This is a genomic window from Paenibacillus donghaensis, assembly GCF_002192415.1.
GTDB classification, from domain to species: Bacteria; Bacillota; Bacilli; order Paenibacillales; family Paenibacillaceae; genus Paenibacillus_AQ; species Paenibacillus_AQ donghaensis.
Map to the genome: position 1 here is coordinate 5,660,268 of NZ_CP021780.1, position 14,055 is coordinate 5,674,322.

At 55.1% G+C, this 14,055-nt stretch carries 15 protein-coding genes and 1 pseudogene; 6 read left to right on the forward strand and 10 right to left on the reverse strand.

Features of this window, described 5'->3' with window-relative positions; genetic code table 11:
* The first annotated feature begins 130 nt into the window (after window positions 1-130).
* From B9T62_RS25650 to B9T62_RS25665, 5 genes and pseudogenes are all read left to right on the forward strand, one after another.
* Complete coding sequence (locus B9T62_RS25650) at window positions 131-1,108, forward strand: LacI family DNA-binding transcriptional regulator (protein ID WP_087917875.1); 978 nt, start codon at window positions 131-133, stop codon at window positions 1,106-1,108.
* 161 nt (window positions 1,109-1,269) lie between these two features.
* The gene (locus B9T62_RS41525; protein ID WP_342746095.1) at window positions 1,270-1,485 is read left to right on the forward strand and encodes a MurR/RpiR family transcriptional regulator; all 216 of its coding nucleotides are present in this window, start codon (window positions 1,270-1,272) and stop codon (window positions 1,483-1,485) included.
* A 68-nt stretch (window positions 1,486-1,553) separates the two neighbouring features.
* A complete protein-coding gene (locus tag B9T62_RS41530; RefSeq protein ID WP_342746096.1) occupies window positions 1,554-1,715 on the forward strand; it encodes a hypothetical protein in 162 nt (53 codons plus the stop codon).
* Window positions 1,646-2,065, forward strand: a pseudogene (locus B9T62_RS25660) (glucosamine-6-phosphate deaminase); the annotation flags it as partial. The gene B9T62_RS41530 and the pseudogene B9T62_RS25660, both read left to right, overlap by 70 nt.
* Window positions 2,053-2,469, forward strand: coding sequence for a hypothetical protein (locus tag B9T62_RS25665; protein WP_245864061.1), 417 nt, complete (start codon window positions 2,053-2,055; stop codon window positions 2,467-2,469). The pseudogene B9T62_RS25660 and the gene B9T62_RS25665, both read left to right, overlap by 13 nt.
* 434 nt (window positions 2,470-2,903) lie before the next feature.
* Here B9T62_RS25665 and B9T62_RS25670 read toward each other — a convergent pair whose 3' ends face one another.
* Window positions 2,904-3,644: a YhcN/YlaJ family sporulation lipoprotein gene (locus tag B9T62_RS25670; RefSeq protein WP_157794011.1), complete on the reverse strand. Its 741-nt coding sequence runs from the start codon at window positions 3,642-3,644 to the stop codon at window positions 2,904-2,906.
* Window positions 3,645-3,850: 206 nt separating this feature from the next.
* Between B9T62_RS25670 and B9T62_RS25675 the strand changes: the two genes are divergently transcribed.
* A complete protein-coding gene (locus tag B9T62_RS25675; protein WP_087917877.1) occupies window positions 3,851-4,918 on the forward strand; it encodes a glycosyltransferase family 4 protein in 1,068 nt (355 codons plus the stop codon).
* 128 nt (window positions 4,919-5,046) lie between these two features.
* Here B9T62_RS25675 and B9T62_RS25680 read toward each other — a convergent pair whose 3' ends face one another.
* The 9 genes from B9T62_RS25680 to B9T62_RS25720 form a co-directional block, all read right to left on the reverse strand.
* Window positions 5,047-5,373: a hypothetical protein gene (locus B9T62_RS25680; protein WP_087917878.1), complete on the reverse strand. Its 327-nt coding sequence runs from the start codon at window positions 5,371-5,373 to the stop codon at window positions 5,047-5,049.
* A gap of 31 nt (window positions 5,374-5,404) precedes the next feature.
* The gene (locus tag B9T62_RS25685; protein WP_087917879.1) at window positions 5,405-6,121 is read right to left on the reverse strand and encodes a glycosyltransferase family 2 protein; all 717 of its coding nucleotides are present in this window, start codon (window positions 6,119-6,121) and stop codon (window positions 5,405-5,407) included.
* Window positions 6,118-7,131, reverse strand: coding sequence for an NAD-dependent epimerase/dehydratase family protein (locus B9T62_RS25690; RefSeq protein WP_087917880.1), 1,014 nt, complete (start codon window positions 7,129-7,131; stop codon window positions 6,118-6,120). Before B9T62_RS25690 ends, B9T62_RS25685 begins: the two co-directional genes overlap by 4 nt.
* Complete coding sequence (locus B9T62_RS25695) at window positions 7,128-7,964, reverse strand: dTDP-4-dehydrorhamnose reductase family protein (RefSeq protein WP_087917881.1); 837 nt, start codon at window positions 7,962-7,964, stop codon at window positions 7,128-7,130. The genes B9T62_RS25690 and B9T62_RS25695 overlap by 4 nt, the downstream gene beginning before the upstream one ends.
* Window positions 7,961-8,947, reverse strand: a complete 987-nt coding sequence (locus tag B9T62_RS25700; protein WP_087917882.1) for a polysaccharide biosynthesis protein — start codon at window positions 8,945-8,947, stop codon at window positions 7,961-7,963. Before B9T62_RS25700 ends, B9T62_RS25695 begins: the two co-directional genes overlap by 4 nt.
* Window positions 8,937-10,022, reverse strand: coding sequence for a non-hydrolyzing UDP-N-acetylglucosamine 2-epimerase (wecB, locus tag B9T62_RS25705; protein WP_087917883.1), 1,086 nt, complete (start codon window positions 10,020-10,022; stop codon window positions 8,937-8,939). Before wecB ends, B9T62_RS25700 begins: the two co-directional genes overlap by 11 nt.
* 57 nt (window positions 10,023-10,079) lie before the next feature.
* Window positions 10,080-11,573 carry a glycosyltransferase gene (locus B9T62_RS25710; RefSeq protein WP_087917884.1) on the reverse strand — a complete coding sequence of 498 codons (1,494 nt, stop codon included), beginning with the start codon at window positions 11,571-11,573 and terminating at the stop codon, window positions 10,080-10,082.
* 132 nt (window positions 11,574-11,705) lie between these two features.
* Window positions 11,706-12,845, reverse strand: coding sequence for a CgeB family protein (locus tag B9T62_RS25715; RefSeq protein WP_087917885.1), 1,140 nt, complete (start codon window positions 12,843-12,845; stop codon window positions 11,706-11,708).
* A gap of 32 nt (window positions 12,846-12,877) precedes the next feature.
* A complete protein-coding gene (locus B9T62_RS25720; RefSeq protein ID WP_087917886.1) occupies window positions 12,878-13,963 on the reverse strand; it encodes a CgeB family protein in 1,086 nt (361 codons plus the stop codon).
* Between the last annotated feature and the right edge of the window lie 92 nt (window positions 13,964-14,055).

Sequence of the window (14,055 nt, forward strand, 5' to 3'; positions counted from 1 at the left end):
GTATCGCTTTCAGGCATCCGTTTCTGCGAGAAATAGAAGGATAATTTATGGCGTGGAACATATAAATTCTTATATTTTAAAATAAATCTATTCGATCTATTATTCGACACGCAGGGAGGCTGCTGTATATATGGCCAATATTAAAGAAATTGCCCGGATCGCCGGTGTATCGGTTACAACCGTATCACGCGTGCTCAACAATCACCCTTACGTCAGCCCGGATAAACGGGCCGCCGTTCTGCAAACCATTGAGCAGTTAAACTATAGCCGCAATATGAATGCCGTCCATCTCATCACAGGCCGCACTCGGGTGGTTGCGGTTGTGCTGCCTTTTATTAACTTATTTTATTTCTCGCTTATTATGGAAGGCCTGGCTCATGAAGCACTGCTGGCGCAATACCGGCTGGTGCTCTGCCAGACCAATTACGAGCCGGAAGAGGAGCTTCATGTGCTGGAGATGCTGCGCAACAAGGAAATCGACGGCGTGGTTATCGTGTCCTCCGCGCTGAAGCCGGAAGTTATTGAAGAGTTTACAGGTTACGGTCCCATACTCACTTGCCAGGACAATGGCCCGCGGCAGTTCTCTTCGGTATATGTGGAGCATTATGCGGCATTCCGCGAGGGGCTGGATTATCTGGCGGCCAAGGGACATACGGCCATCGGCTATTGCGAGGGCAGGCAGCAGGGCAGCAGCAGCCTGATCCGGCAAACGGCCTACCGTGACTTCCTCCAAGTGCAAGGCTGGCCGGTCCATGAGGAGTGGATCTCCTTCGGCTGCCGGACCGAAGAAGACGGCGCCGCCGAGCTGCACCGCCTGCTGGCGCTGAACAGCCGGCCCAGCGCCTTGCTGATCGCCGGGGATCATGTCGCAGCCGGACTGATGCTGGAAGCCCGGAAGCTGCGGCTGCGCATCCCCGAGGACTTGGCGGTAATCGGCTTCGACAACCAGCCGATCGGACGGCTGCTGGGTCTGACGACGATTGATAACCAGCTGTATGAGATGGGGGCTACCGCTTTTCGCCTCTTGCTGCGTCAGATTCAAGGCGAAGAAACGGAACCGGTGCATCACAAGCTGGAGTACCGGTTAATCGAACGTTCCAGCGTGTAGCCGGGCATCCATTGTCTAAACAACTCCGTTTTAATGTAACTATTAGAATGATCCCCCTTGCATTCAGGCGGGATTTATTTTATGCTGATTATGAAAATAATTTTCTAATTATTGATAATAAATATAAAAAAAATTACCAAATTTAAAAAAGGAGCAGTCTCATGTCAACACCATTACCCATTCTTCATGTACTTGAGCATGAACAGGCTAAGCTGTCCCAACTGGAACGCAAGCTGGCCGAACGCATATTAGCCTCACCCGGAGAAATTGTGCATATGGGCATCACAGAGCTGGCGGAGCAGTGCGGGATTAGTACGGCAACGATCACTCGCTTCTGCAAGGTGCTGCATTCCGCGGCTTCCCTGATTTCAAGCTGAAGCTGGCCGCGGAAAATGCCCATAGCGATGCTGCGCCCCAGGACGGAAGCTCGTCCTACCAGGATATCGTGGCCGGTAATCCGCTCTCGGTGATAGTAGAGGCTATGCAGGCGAACCATCTGGCTTCCATCCGCGACACGACCTCGCTCCTGGATCTCGAGGCAATGCAGCAGATCTGGCTGCAGAATGTCTGGCCTATGACCGGATGCTGGAAGAGAATGGTCCCGTAGACCTGCAGATTCTGGGCATTGGCAGCAACGGCCACATCGGCTTTAATGAGCCGGATGCCAGCCTCAGCAGCGGCACCCATGTGGTAGATCTGCTGGAGGAGACATTGGAGGCCAATGCGCGTTTTTTTGACAAGGTGGAGGATGTTCCCCGGCAGGCTGTGACGATGGGCATCGGCGGCATTCTGAAGGCGCGGCAGATTCTGCTGCTGGTTCGGGGTGAAGAGAAGGCAGAGGCGGTCCGCAATGCCGTGGAAGGTCCGATTACAACACAATGTCCGGCCTCACTGCTGCTGAGCCATCCGAACGTTATTGTGCTGGTCGATGAAGGAGCAGGCAAATGGCTGAAATAAATACACTTAACCCTGAGCGCACGAACGAAACCGGAGAACTGCTCTTTGGCCGGGTGCTCACCCCCCGCGGCCTGATTACAGAAGGCGTTGTTGCCGTATCCGATGAACAGATTCACTACGCTGGCGAAGCGGGCTTCTTGCCGGAGCGTTACAGCCATTGGCCGGCAGGCGATTACGAGACTGATGATCTGCTGATTCCCGGATTCATTGATGTCCATGTTCACGGCGGAGCCGGCCATGACTTCATGTATAGTGATGCCAAGGCGCTGGATGTAATCACGGCCTTCCATAGCTCACAGGGAACGACAACGATGCTGGCAACCACAATGACAGCGGATAAAGCCGACATTGACCAAGCCTTATGGGTTCATTTTAATTTAGTTGCGATAACGGTTACTACTTAGGACCCAATAGGATAGGAGCATCAAAGTCTGATCGCCACATAAGTCCAATCCACGGAATTAGTTGCGAATCTGCATCTAATTAGATGATTTTTTCTGTTTTAGAGCAAATAAGTGCGAACTCGCATCTAATTTCGGATTCTGAGCCTTAAACTATCATTTTACTCGAAAATAGTTGCAGATTCGCACTTATTTGCCCAATAACAGGAATTCCAGCTGAAATTAAATGCACTTTTGCATCTAATTTCTCTGAAATCTCTAGTGTAGCATTCTAATCCTCAGAGGGACCTAAGTAGTAACGAACAAATAAGTTAGAAACAGAAAAGCAGCAGTCCCGATCGGCGGACTGCTGCTTTTGTCGTTCCGTTGTTAACAAGCATTAGCGCATAACTCTGCCGCACCCAGGAATCCTAGCCCATAATTCATGTGCAGCAAGTTTAGCGGTTGTCGCTGCGCATCGGGAAGATCCGTTCAACCATGGTACGGAATTCATTCGCGAAGCCTTTGAGCGGATGTCCTGCCCTCGCCTCTTCGCCATAGACATTCATCCGTTCCACGAAATCTGGGTTTGCTGAAACATACACTGCATTAATCTGCGGGGCATATTTCTTGACCTCTGCAGAGATCTTTTCCTTCATTTTCATCGTAATGGCCTCATCGCTGTTCATGTTCATATTCATATTGTTGTTGTCCATGTTGTTGTTCATATTGCCCATATCACGGCTCATGCCGGTCTTTATTCTGCCCATGTCTGTACTCATATCATTCATGCCTCTGCCCATATCCGCCCCATCCATTGTAGAGCTGCGGCCTTCGTTCATTGCTCGGGTGTTGCTGCCCAAGGCCCCCGGCATATTGCTCTTGGCATGAATTCCTCCCGCCGCATCCTCCAGTATCACCGCAACATAGGCGCTTTTGCCCATCAGCATGACATTGGCGCTGCGAACCTCAGCCATGGCGGCTATCCGGTCGGCGAGATCCCGGCTCATCTCCATCTTGTTCATATCCTTATCTCCACGGGTGGAGTTAATGCCGATCTTCCCATCCCCCGCCCCCCGGACACTGTTCGGCTGAACCCCTGTCTTCCCTGCGTTCTGGTTGACTCCGCACCCTGTTATGCTTACTGCGCCAAGAAGTAGCGCGGCTGAGACTGTCATACCGATTCTGGACCGCAACATGAAATCATCCTCCATCTCTATAATTGTAATATGTGCAGTGTACAATCGTTAGGATGGCCTGACGGGAAGCAAACTATGCTGAAAGGATTTGGCAGAGCATTTCTTTTGGCGTCACCACCGGGCGTCCATTCGCGTATCTTATAAACAGCAGCAGATGGATTACGACCATTGTCCGTTTATGTGGCTATCGGTCAGGAGGGGTAATCATGAAGGTTCTATTTACGTTCTACCTGCCCAGCGGAGGGGTGGAAACCTTGAACAAGCTGCGGTGCGAAAGTCTGCAGCGTAGTGGTATCGAAAGTCATGTGCTGTATCTTGCAGATACAGCCAGCCGTAACATGACAACGGTCCCCGTATTTATCCGCTCCCGGGATGATGAGCTTACGGAATTGCTGCACACCCAGCATTATGACGCGATTGTTGTTACCTCAGATTTTCTGCTGACGGAAAGACTGCGGCGGCTTGGATATAACGGAATCATCATTTATGAAGCACAAGGGCTTGGAACCCGTTCCGATGCCGAGCGGCTGGTCTTAGAAGCCCTGCCTTTCCTTCACTCTTATTGCAATGCTGTCCTGATTCCGCCTACCGATCATTTGCTGGAGCTGTTCCTGCGTGCGTCCCCCTGGCTGAACCGTTATGTCATTCCCAATATCGTGGATGTTGAGACCTTCCAGCCCGTTCAGGTTGAAACTCCCCCTGATCCGGTCATTGCCTGGATAGGGAGGCTGGAGGTCAATAAAAACTGGCGGGAATACCTGCAGGTCGTCAAGCTTCTGCGCTGCAGCAAACCGGATTTGCACCTGTGGATGTTTCATGATCCACTTCTGGCTGCAGAAGGGCAAACTCTTGAATTTGAATATGAGCTGGAGGCTTCCGGCCTTGCCGACCGCCTAAATGTGTTCACCAATATTCCCAATGCCCTGATGCCTGGCTTTTATTCTTCCATTGCCGCCTCGGGCGGATTCCTGCTGTCGACCTCCATTACCGAGGGGTTCGGTTATGCGGTAGCGGAAGCGGTCTGCTGCACTTGTCCGGTACTCAGCACCGATTCCGACGGCGTCCGCTCCTTTATTGTGCATGATGTATCCGGGAAGTTCTATCCACTTGGCAATCCCGAAGCTGCCGTGCAGCAAGCGCTGGAGCTGATGGATAACATGCCGCTGCGCAATCTGATCTGCCAGCAAGGGAGGGCGCTCATGGTGTCCCGCTTTGGTTCGGAACAGTATGCCCAATCCTTCCGGGCGATGATGAACTCTTTTTCGATCTTCTAAGGGCGTGAAACCTTACATTCTTATATTTGCGCAAAAACGCTCAGGCCACGTAAGGTGGAATGAGCGTTTTTGTAGTATGCCATCTGTATCATCTGCAGGGGTACGCAGCTCATAACGCACATCGGCCATCAACGACTGCAGACGGAGTCGGCATATTCTGCCGGAGGGACAATCAGACGAATGTGCACCTCAGGATGGGCCTCCTTCACCAGATTAAGCTGCTGCTTCAGCAGATAATTCTGCTCCCGGTGCCCGGTGAATCCCCCCTCCGGCTTCCGCAGAATGGCCGAGATCACAGGCCCTTGGCCTTCCGGATCACGGATGTTCTGATTGCGAAACTCCTCGCCTACGCCGATAGGCACGATCTTGCCTTTGATTCCATGGTTAAGCCGGATGATCTCCTGCTGCCAGCGTGACAGCACAAGCAGATTGCGTGTGAATCCCTTTGCCTTCATCGCTGGCCTGCTGGGATACAGCTGCACTGCGCTATCCGCCCATAGAGGAGATTAGTCCATGAAGCATGCCACTGTAGCGTGTACGGATTGCAGCCGATTCCGCCATAATTTCGTCATAATGCTTAAGGGTCCCCATCCCCTCATGAGTGCGGTAAGCGGTAAGCGACTGATTCAGCATCACCGGTGCATAGCCGTTCAGAACCGCCCGGAACCACAGGTCATAATCATGGGTGTACGGCAGCGATTCATCAAATAGCCCGATGGCCCCAAACACCTCTCTTTTGAACATCACCGTACAGCCATTAATGGGATTGCCTTGCAGAAAACAGCGCAGATAATCCAGCTGGCTGGCAAAAACAGGTGAAGCATTCAACTGCACAAGCTGCGACAGCCCGTTGATAGTGTTGAAATTGGTATAAGAGATCAACAACCGATTCTCCTCCATAAACGAAACCTGATTGTTGATTTTGTCACGGTAGAACAAATCATCGGAGCTGAGCCAGACGATATAATCGCCGGTGGAGTACCGAATGCCATAGTTCAGGGCTGAGGCAGTTCCGCCGTTGCTTTTGCCCAGATAATGAATCCGCGGCAGGTAGGGCGTAATCCGGTCTGTGTGGACTGTGGAACCATCATCGACAACGATGATCTCATAAGGCTTCCAAGATTGGGAGAACGCACTCTGCAGCGCCTTTTCAATATAGGGACAATTGTAAAAAGGAATGACGACTGTCACTTTCGGGTTCATCGTATGTCTCCTTCCTGTTCGGACCGGCAGTAGTCCAGAATATCCGTAAGCGATTGTTCCAGCGGGATCTGTGGCTTCCAGCCCAGAACGGCAGCATGATCGTCATCAGCTGCAGCCTCTGCAGCGGCGGCGGGAGGACCGGAGGCAGTAGGCACAGACGGTGCTGCTGCCGCCTCCTGCTCCGCTCCCCACTCTACCGGAACCGGAGCAGTTGCCTGGCTGAGCAGTTGCCCGACGATCTCTCCCAGCTGCCGCGTCTGCCCGGAGTCGATCCGATAGATCCGGCCTTCTTCTCCCTTGCGGAGAATATAGTCATAAGCGCGGACCGCATCGCGCACATCCAGGAAATCGCGCTGTACATAGCGGGAAGACACCTTGAACGGCGCAGAAACAGTGGAATCGCCCGCATCCGGCGATTGTGCAGCCGTTGCCATTTCAGCGTTGACAATATGCCGCGCCAGCAAGGAGCAGAAACCCGTGGATGGCCCGGGGCCAATCAGATTGCACGGCTCCGCCAGCAGCACGGGCTGCTTGAACAAGGTGCCCCAGGCCAGGGATACCAGCTCTTCTATGGTTTTGCTCAGACTGTAGGGATGGGGAGGACCTTCTTCCGACCCTGGTTTGAATTTGAGGCGTGAGCCGGCCACCAGCACCCGGCTTCCCGGCACATGCCTCATGGCTTCAAGCAAATACAGGGTAGCCATCACATTGGTTTCCATGTAGAGCAGAGGTTCCCGCCAGGATTCAGGCACAGAGTTGGTTCCGGCCAGATGCAGCACGGCTTCAGGTACCGTCTCCCCGATCATTCGCGCCACCGCCTGACGGTCGCTCAGATCACATATATAAGTCTGTACATTGGCAGGAAACAAGGGCGGTGCTCCTCCCTGAGCAGGTGACAGCGGCCTGCGTACAACAGCCGTCACTTCAGCGCCTGCTTCCCGGAAATAATCCACTGCATGCCGCCCGGTGAATCCGCCCGCTCCGGTAATCAACAGCCTGCACCCTTTCATCGGGACAGCTCCGCTGTGCTCATCCAGTCCGCAAGCTCTGCCAGCATTACTGAATAGGCAGGCAGCCGGATGTCCACATCGGCCCTGGTGTTCACAAGTGTACGATCCTGCACAGGTCTGTCATCCGGCACAATCCGGGTATCCGTCTTGCCAAAAGCGTCCTGTATAAGCTGCAGCAGCTCATATTTGCTGACCGGGGCCGGGTGCGCGAGATGGATCAGGCCGCTCAGCGGCGATTCCAGCAGGGAATCGACTACCTTGGCCAGCTCCAGCGTAGTTACTCCGTTCCACATGACCCGGCGGTAGCCCGGCACGTCACCACTCTGGTTCAGGAACCAGTTCATTAGCCCTATGCCTCCGGCCCGGATCTCGGGGCCGATGATGGAGGTGCGGATCGTCAGGTGTCCGGGAGCGCGTACCTCGCCGAGACTTTTGGAAACGGCATACACTGAAGTGCCGTCCGGCTTATCTTCCTCCGTATAACCGCCGCGTGTTCCGTCGAACACGCAGTCGGTGCTGATGTGAATCAGCCGTGCGCCTGCGGCATCCGCCGCCCGCTGCAGGCGGTGAGGCAGGAAGCCGTTGACATGATAGGCTGCTATTTTATCCATTTCCGCGAATTGGTTCAGCACGCCCATGGCATTGATCAGACAATGGGGAGAGACGATATCGACCAGCTTCTCCACTCCGGCAATATCGTCGGCATCCACGTACAGTCCGCCGAGATCGCTCCTGTCCCGGGTTGTATGGAAGACGTGATGGCCCTGTCGGCGGAAATAATCCGCCAGCAGATGCCCGGCCATACCATTGCCGCCAAGAATTAGCAGCTTCATTGCAGGAAGCCTCCCCGGATGAGAATATCCTTGATCTCATGCTGGTTCATCAGATTGTCCTCGGAGCTGAAGCTGTTGAATGATACCTGCGGATAAGAGCTGTAATGGGCCTTCAGCTCCGGCATATCCAGCGTCGGCAGAATCACCAGATATTGCTCGTCATAGACAACGGTTGTCAGGCTCTCGAAGTCGCTCATCAGAATCTCATGAATCTTCTCTCCGGGACGGATACCCGCTTCCACAATGCTGACATCCGGCTTGCCGGAGGCTTCGATCAGCACCTCGGCCAGATCAACAATCCGGCAGGTGGGCATGGTCATCACGAAGATTTCGCCGCCCAGGCTGATCTCGGAGGCTTTGAACAGCAGGGTAATGGCGTCGCGCAGTGTGAAGAAGAAGCGTGTCATATTCATATCGGTGATGCGTACCTGGCTTTTGTCTTTAATCTGTTTCATGAACAGATGCACCACACTGCCGTTAGTTCCCAACACATTGCCGCCGCGTACGGTCACGAAACGGGTGTTCGATCCCAGCAGATTGGCATAGACAAACAGCTTCTCGCCAATAGCCTTAGTCATTCCGTAGAAATTGGACGGATTAGCAGCCTTGTCTGTAGAGATATAGATTGCCTTCTCCACATTATTGGCCACCGCAGCCTCAATCACATTCTGTGTGCCAACCACATTGGTCTTCAGCGCTTCATAGGGCTGTTCTTCGCAGACGGGAACATGCTTCAGTGCAGCGAGATGGAAGATGTAATCCACGCCCCGGCAAGCCGCCACAAGCGCATCCTTGTCACGGATATCGCCGATAATGAAGCTCAAGCGGCCATCCTCAAACTCGCGGCTCATTGCTACCTGAGCCGACTCGCTGCGGGAGAAGATAATAATTTCCTCGGGATTCTGCGGAAGCAACTGTCTGATAAGCTCATGCCCCCAGGAACCGGTGCCACCGGTGACCATGATCCGTTTATTATAGAACATTCAGGTTCCCTCCAAGCAGAAATTTGACTACCTTGCTTGAGACATCCGGGGTCAAATAACCCTCCGGTGCCTCCCATTGCCGACTGAACGCCGTCATCAGCTTCGCACAGCGCAGAATCTGTGCTGCATCCACACCGGATACTACATTGCTGCCGCAGTCGACCGTCTCCGGACGTTCAGTGGTGCGGCGGATAGTTACGGTTGGCACTCCTGTGAGGCAGCACTCCTCCTGCACGGTTCCACTGTCGGTAATCGCGCATAAGGCATGCTGCTCCAGATGGACAAAATCAAAAAATCCAAACGGCTCATGAAATTCCACCAGCGGGTGCATCGGCTGTCCGGTCAGCCTGGAGCGGGTACGGGGATGGATGCTGCAGATCAGCCGCAGGCCAAATTGCTCAGCCACCGCATTTAGCCCATTCATGATCTGTTCCAGCGCGGGCGGATCATCCACGTTCTCCGCGCGGTGGGCGGTAACCAGAAAATACTGTCCCGGCTTCAGCTTCAGCCGCTCCAGAATATCGCTGGCATGGATCTGCGGCGAGTAGCGGGTCATCACTTCATGAATCGGATTGCCGGTCAGCACAATGCGGTTGCTTGGAAATCCTTCGCTGAGCAGATGTCGTTTGCTCTGCTGCGTATAAGGCATATTAATGGTGGATACGGCATCTATGACACGGCGGTTTTTCTCCTCCGGCACTTTCAGATCGTAGCAGCGGTTGCCCGCTTCCATGTGCACTACCGGAATCCCCATCCGTTCGGCCAGCAGCGCGCAGAGCGCACTGTTGGTATCGCCCAGCAGCAGAATCCGGTCTGGCTGCTCTGTCAGCAGGATGCTCTCCAGACTGCCGAACATCGTTGCCAGCTGGCCGCCGAGACCAGCCTGCTTATCCTGCAGCACATAGTCCGGCGTCCGAAGTCCCAGCTCGGCAAAAAAGATCCCGCTGAGACTCGCGGTAAAGTTCTGTCCTGTATGCACAAGCACATGGCTGTCTGCATGCTCGTCAAGTAGCGGAAGGATAACGCTGAGGCGGATGATTTCGGGCCGAGTGCCCAGAATCGTCATAATCTTCATAGTTCACTCCCCTGCTCTGTTGGTTGATGAGTAGTCCCGCCGGGGCGGGCACATGGCTTAGCCCGACTTGCGGCTCTTGGCGCGGCGCCTTGCCCCGCGCCGCTTGCCGGCGGCTCTGCTGCGCAGCCGCCGACGACGCCTACGCCGCAGAGCCGCGCGGCGTGCTCCCACCGGACGCGTGCGCCGCCGCCTCCGGGCCTTGGCGCTGGCGTGGCGCAGCCGCCCGCGCCGGAGCTTGCCGCGCCGCAGGGCCGCGCGGCGGGATGCCCGGCTGCTGCGGGGCGCAGCCGGCGCAGGGTCCTCGCCCGCCGGTGCGGCGGCGGGCGGGTCTTGCAGGCCGCCGGTGGTCTGAACCGGCGGCGGGGTGCAGTAGCGGAGGCTCCACGACTCCGCCAGCCCTTGCAGCCGGGCGCGGTAAGCGCCCGGGCCGTAGAGCGCGCTGATGCGCAGGCGCGCTGATGCCGCTTCGGCCTCAGCCAGCCCCGGCTCGGCCAGCAGAGCGGAGGTGCGCGCCGCCAGCGCGGGGATATCCTCCGCCGGGACCAGATTCTGCATGCTGCCCGCAGCATGCAGAATCTCTCTCAGGCCGCCGGAGTCATAGGCGACTACCGGCTTGCCGAAGCTGATCCCCTCCAGCGCAGTCATGCCAAACCCCTCGCGGATCAGGCTCGGTACAACCAGCAGATCCATCGCACAATAAGCAGAGGGCAGGCAGTCTTCGTAGCCGACGAATTTGAAATGGGCATGCAGCCCTTCCAGCTTCACCTTACGGATACAGCGGTCATAGTAGCTTTTGTCCCCCGCTGTCCCGATCACTACATATTTGGCACGGGGATGCTTAGCAGACACCAGCACCGCCATCTTCACAAAATGCTCCAATCCCTTCTCCTTATTAATGAAGGAAGAGATATAACCGATCAGCGGCTCCTCCGGGCGAACCCGCAGCTCGCGCCGCCGTTCTCCGCGCAGCTTGCTCCAGGCGTCCTGCATCAGATCCTGCTCATTCCAGGAAGGCGGCAGCTGCGTAACCTTGGCTTGGCGGATGTCTTCCGGGAAACAGGAGGCTACCGTATGAGAAATCGCCAGGATCTCGTCGCTGTTCCGGTCAATCACGCCTGCGCTGAGTGGTGTGTATTCGTTAACCGTCATTGTCTCCGATATCTTCCAGATGACCGGAATATTCAGCTGCTTGGCGGCCAGTGCCGGCAGGGCATGCACACAGGTACTCGTGATGATGAAGGCCGGACGCAGGGCGGCGAGCCAGCCGCTTAGAGCGCGGTATTCCCGGCTCTCCTTGAGTTTGCCAATATCCGCCTCGAGCCCCCCATAAGGAGTGTACATTCCATACACCAGCGGGATCGGCATCAGTTCTACCTGAAGCCCGGAGCTGCGGGCCAGCCGGGTCAGCTTGCCGTCTTCCGGCGCGACCAGAATACAATGGAAGTAAACGGACAGCTCCCGGCTGAAGAATAACAGCAGCTTCTCCGCTCCCGTAATGCTGCGGGTGTTGGACACATGGGAAAAGAGTACGATTGTAGCTTTGTCGGCCATGGCGTTTTGGCGCTCCCTGCAAGGGCCGCGGCCATTCACCTCCTAAAAGTGTGTAACTGCTTAGGTCTAGCGTGAACGGTACTTCAATATATTAGGCAGCGGCAGCAGTCCCCTGTCAGCCGCACAGATCGATCAGGCAGGGCCGTAAATCACTGTCAGCAGCTGGTCGATACGCTTGTTGTAGGTATGATCTTTCAGCGTCCGTTCATAGGCCGCCAGCGCAATAGCCCGGCGCTCCTCCTCATGGTTGAGGTAATAATGGATCTTATCCATCATCTCGCGGGGGCTGTCAAACGTTTCGATCTCCTTGCCTGGCTTGTAGAAGTTGCCCATATCGTCTCTCGCATCACAGAGCTGCAGCGTACCGCTGGCCGCGATCTCAAACGTGCGGGGGTTAGGCGACACCGCCGGAATCGACAGCGTATTATTGTTGGCGACCTCATCGATGTGGGAGCGGTGCAGGTTGATGACGATTTTGGAGCCGCTGTACGCGGACGCAGTTTCCTGAGGCGACATCCATTTGCCTACTTCAATCCGCTCACCATACAGCGCCGCTTCGGGCAGTCGATCCCACCAAATGCCGTTGATTACGCTATTGTAGGTCATCAGCTCCGGCAGCACCTCACGGAAGAAATTGACCCGGTTCCAGTAAGCGGAGCCGATGAAGCTGACATCACGGGTGATCGGCGAGCGGGTTGTGGTTGGGCGGTAGTGCTCCCGGTGAGCGGCAAAAGGCAGGTAATGTACATCGGTGCAGCCAAGCTCCTGGTAGAACTCCACACAATTGCGTTCAAGTGTGAATACGTAATCGTAATAATTGACGACTTTAGCAGTGAAGTCTGTGTAATAAGGGTCGTCAGTGAGCCAGATTGCCGTCTTGATGCCCGCTCCACGCAGAATGTTAATCTGCTCCAGCGGCAGATCCATGCCATCAAGCACCAGCACCAGATCGGGACGCTGCGCGGCTATCAGCTCGATCAAGTTCTGCCGCACATCCGTCACCGTGACCTGGATGGTCAATTTCTGCAGGGCGGCGAGCACAGCATCATCCAGCGGAGAATAGGGATATCCTTTGCCTGATGCCACATACATCACATGAATGTTGCGCACCGGAAGAACCTCCTCCGCACGCCCATCGAGAATAGCCAGCCTTCCGCGCAGATACCCTTCATCGTAACCGCCCTTGAAGCCGATAAGGCGGCCTCTCAGCTTTTCTTGCTCCGCAGGCGTCAGAGGCTGCGGCGGTGCAGGCAATATGAAATCATTGTTCATGATATTCGCTCCTTTATCCTGTGATAGAAGTCTTAACGTGCCGTAAGGACATTCAGTAACTGGGGCAAGCGTGCGATAAACGTATGGTTCTGCAAGGTGGTGCGCAGACTCCGCAAGGCGTAAATCCGCCGCTCCTTCTCGTGCTTCAGGTAATAGTCAATCTTCTCCTGCAGCTCCCCTGCCGAGCCAAACGTCTCCAGATCATATCCCGGCCGGTAAAAATTCCTCAGATCATCACGCACATCCGTAAGCTGCATCGTGCCGCAGGCGCTGATCTCATAGGTACGCGGATTGATGGAGCGGGACGGAAGACCGTAGCTGTTGCGGTTATCCTGACCCGTCTCCCAAGGGCGGTGGATGTTAATCACCAGCTTGGCGCCGCTGTAATAGTTCGCCGTTTCAGCCGGGGGGATAAACCCAGGGCTAATCGATGGCTCCAGCTGATCATAGCTGCTGAGGCGTTCCCAGAAGCCTCCGGCTATCAGCACTTTTTTGGTGCGGAGAAAAGGGGCCAGCTCATCAAACAGCTTCGTGCGGTTGTGAAAGGCATTCCCGATAAAGACGACATCATAGTTATATTGCGGACCCGTGCGGCGCGGATGGAACATGGACGGATTGACGCACAGCGGCAGATAATGGACGGACAGCACTTTCAGCGAACGATAGAACTCCACACAGCCTAGCTCATGTGTGAATACATGGTCATAAGAGCGGCAGATCTGCGAGGTATCCTGGGTAAAATAAGGATCATCGACAAACCAAATGGCTGTGGTAATCCCCAAATTCCTGATCTCGGCAATCTGCTCCAGATGATTCTCAGGGAACACATGCAGCCCGTTCATCACGAGCACTGCACCCGGCCTTTCCCTGGCGGCCGTTTCCAGCATGCTCTCCGGGGTGCTGACTACCAGCTCGCTTACCAGTTGCTGCAGCGCCTCAATCACACCCGTATCAATCGCTTCAAAACCTTGCGGCACATACATCAGCTTAAGAGGACGGCATGCCTCTGCTCCAGGACTATTCAGCTGCCGCACGGCTTCAAGCGTGCCCAGACGGTACCCTTGCGAGTACCCGTCGCGGTAATCCCGCGGGCGCTGTTTTCTTCTTTTTGCTTTCACGGCATTCACCCTGCCCCGTCGTATTCTCAAGACAGTATAACTATATGCGGAGTCAGCATCCGCCTCATGGACATCTGCCCCGGAGTCCCGTG

Bases quoted from the DNA above. Each gene is read 5' to 3' on its own strand.
- B9T62_RS25675 (WP_087917877.1), top strand. From the start codon at position 3,851: ATGAAGGTTCTATTTACGTTCTACCTGCCCAGCGGAGGGGTGGAAACC.
- B9T62_RS25665 (WP_245864061.1), top strand. From the start codon at position 2,053: ATGGCTGAAATAAATACACTTAACCCTGAGCGCACGAACGAAACCGGA.
- B9T62_RS25690 (WP_087917880.1), bottom strand. From the start codon at position 7,131: ATGAAAGGGTGCAGGCTGTTGATTACCGGAGCGGGCGGATTCACCGGG.
- wecB (WP_087917883.1), bottom strand. From the start codon at position 10,022: ATGAAGATTATGACGATTCTGGGCACTCGGCCCGAAATCATCCGCCTC.
- B9T62_RS25670 (WP_157794011.1), bottom strand. From the start codon at position 3,644: ATGTTGCGGTCCAGAATCGGTATGACAGTCTCAGCCGCGCTACTTCTT.
- B9T62_RS25700 (WP_087917882.1), bottom strand. From the start codon at position 8,947: ATGTTCTATAATAAACGGATCATGGTCACCGGTGGCACCGGTTCCTGG.
- B9T62_RS25685 (WP_087917879.1), bottom strand. From the start codon at position 6,121: ATGAACCCGAAAGTGACAGTCGTCATTCCTTTTTACAATTGTCCCTAT.
- B9T62_RS25710 (WP_087917884.1), bottom strand. From the start codon at position 11,573: ATGGCCGACAAAGCTACAATCGTACTCTTTTCCCATGTGTCCAACACC.
- B9T62_RS25650 (WP_087917875.1), top strand. From the start codon at position 131: ATGGCCAATATTAAAGAAATTGCCCGGATCGCCGGTGTATCGGTTACA.
- B9T62_RS25715 (WP_087917885.1), bottom strand. From the start codon at position 12,845: ATGAACAATGATTTCATATTGCCTGCACCGCCGCAGCCTCTGACGCCT.
- B9T62_RS25695 (WP_087917881.1), bottom strand. From the start codon at position 7,964: ATGAAGCTGCTAATTCTTGGCGGCAATGGTATGGCCGGGCATCTGCTG.
- B9T62_RS41525 (WP_342746095.1), top strand. From the start codon at position 1,270: ATGTCAACACCATTACCCATTCTTCATGTACTTGAGCATGAACAGGCT.
- B9T62_RS25680 (WP_087917878.1), bottom strand. From the start codon at position 5,373: ATGAAGGCAAAGGGATTCACACGCAATCTGCTTGTGCTGTCACGCTGG.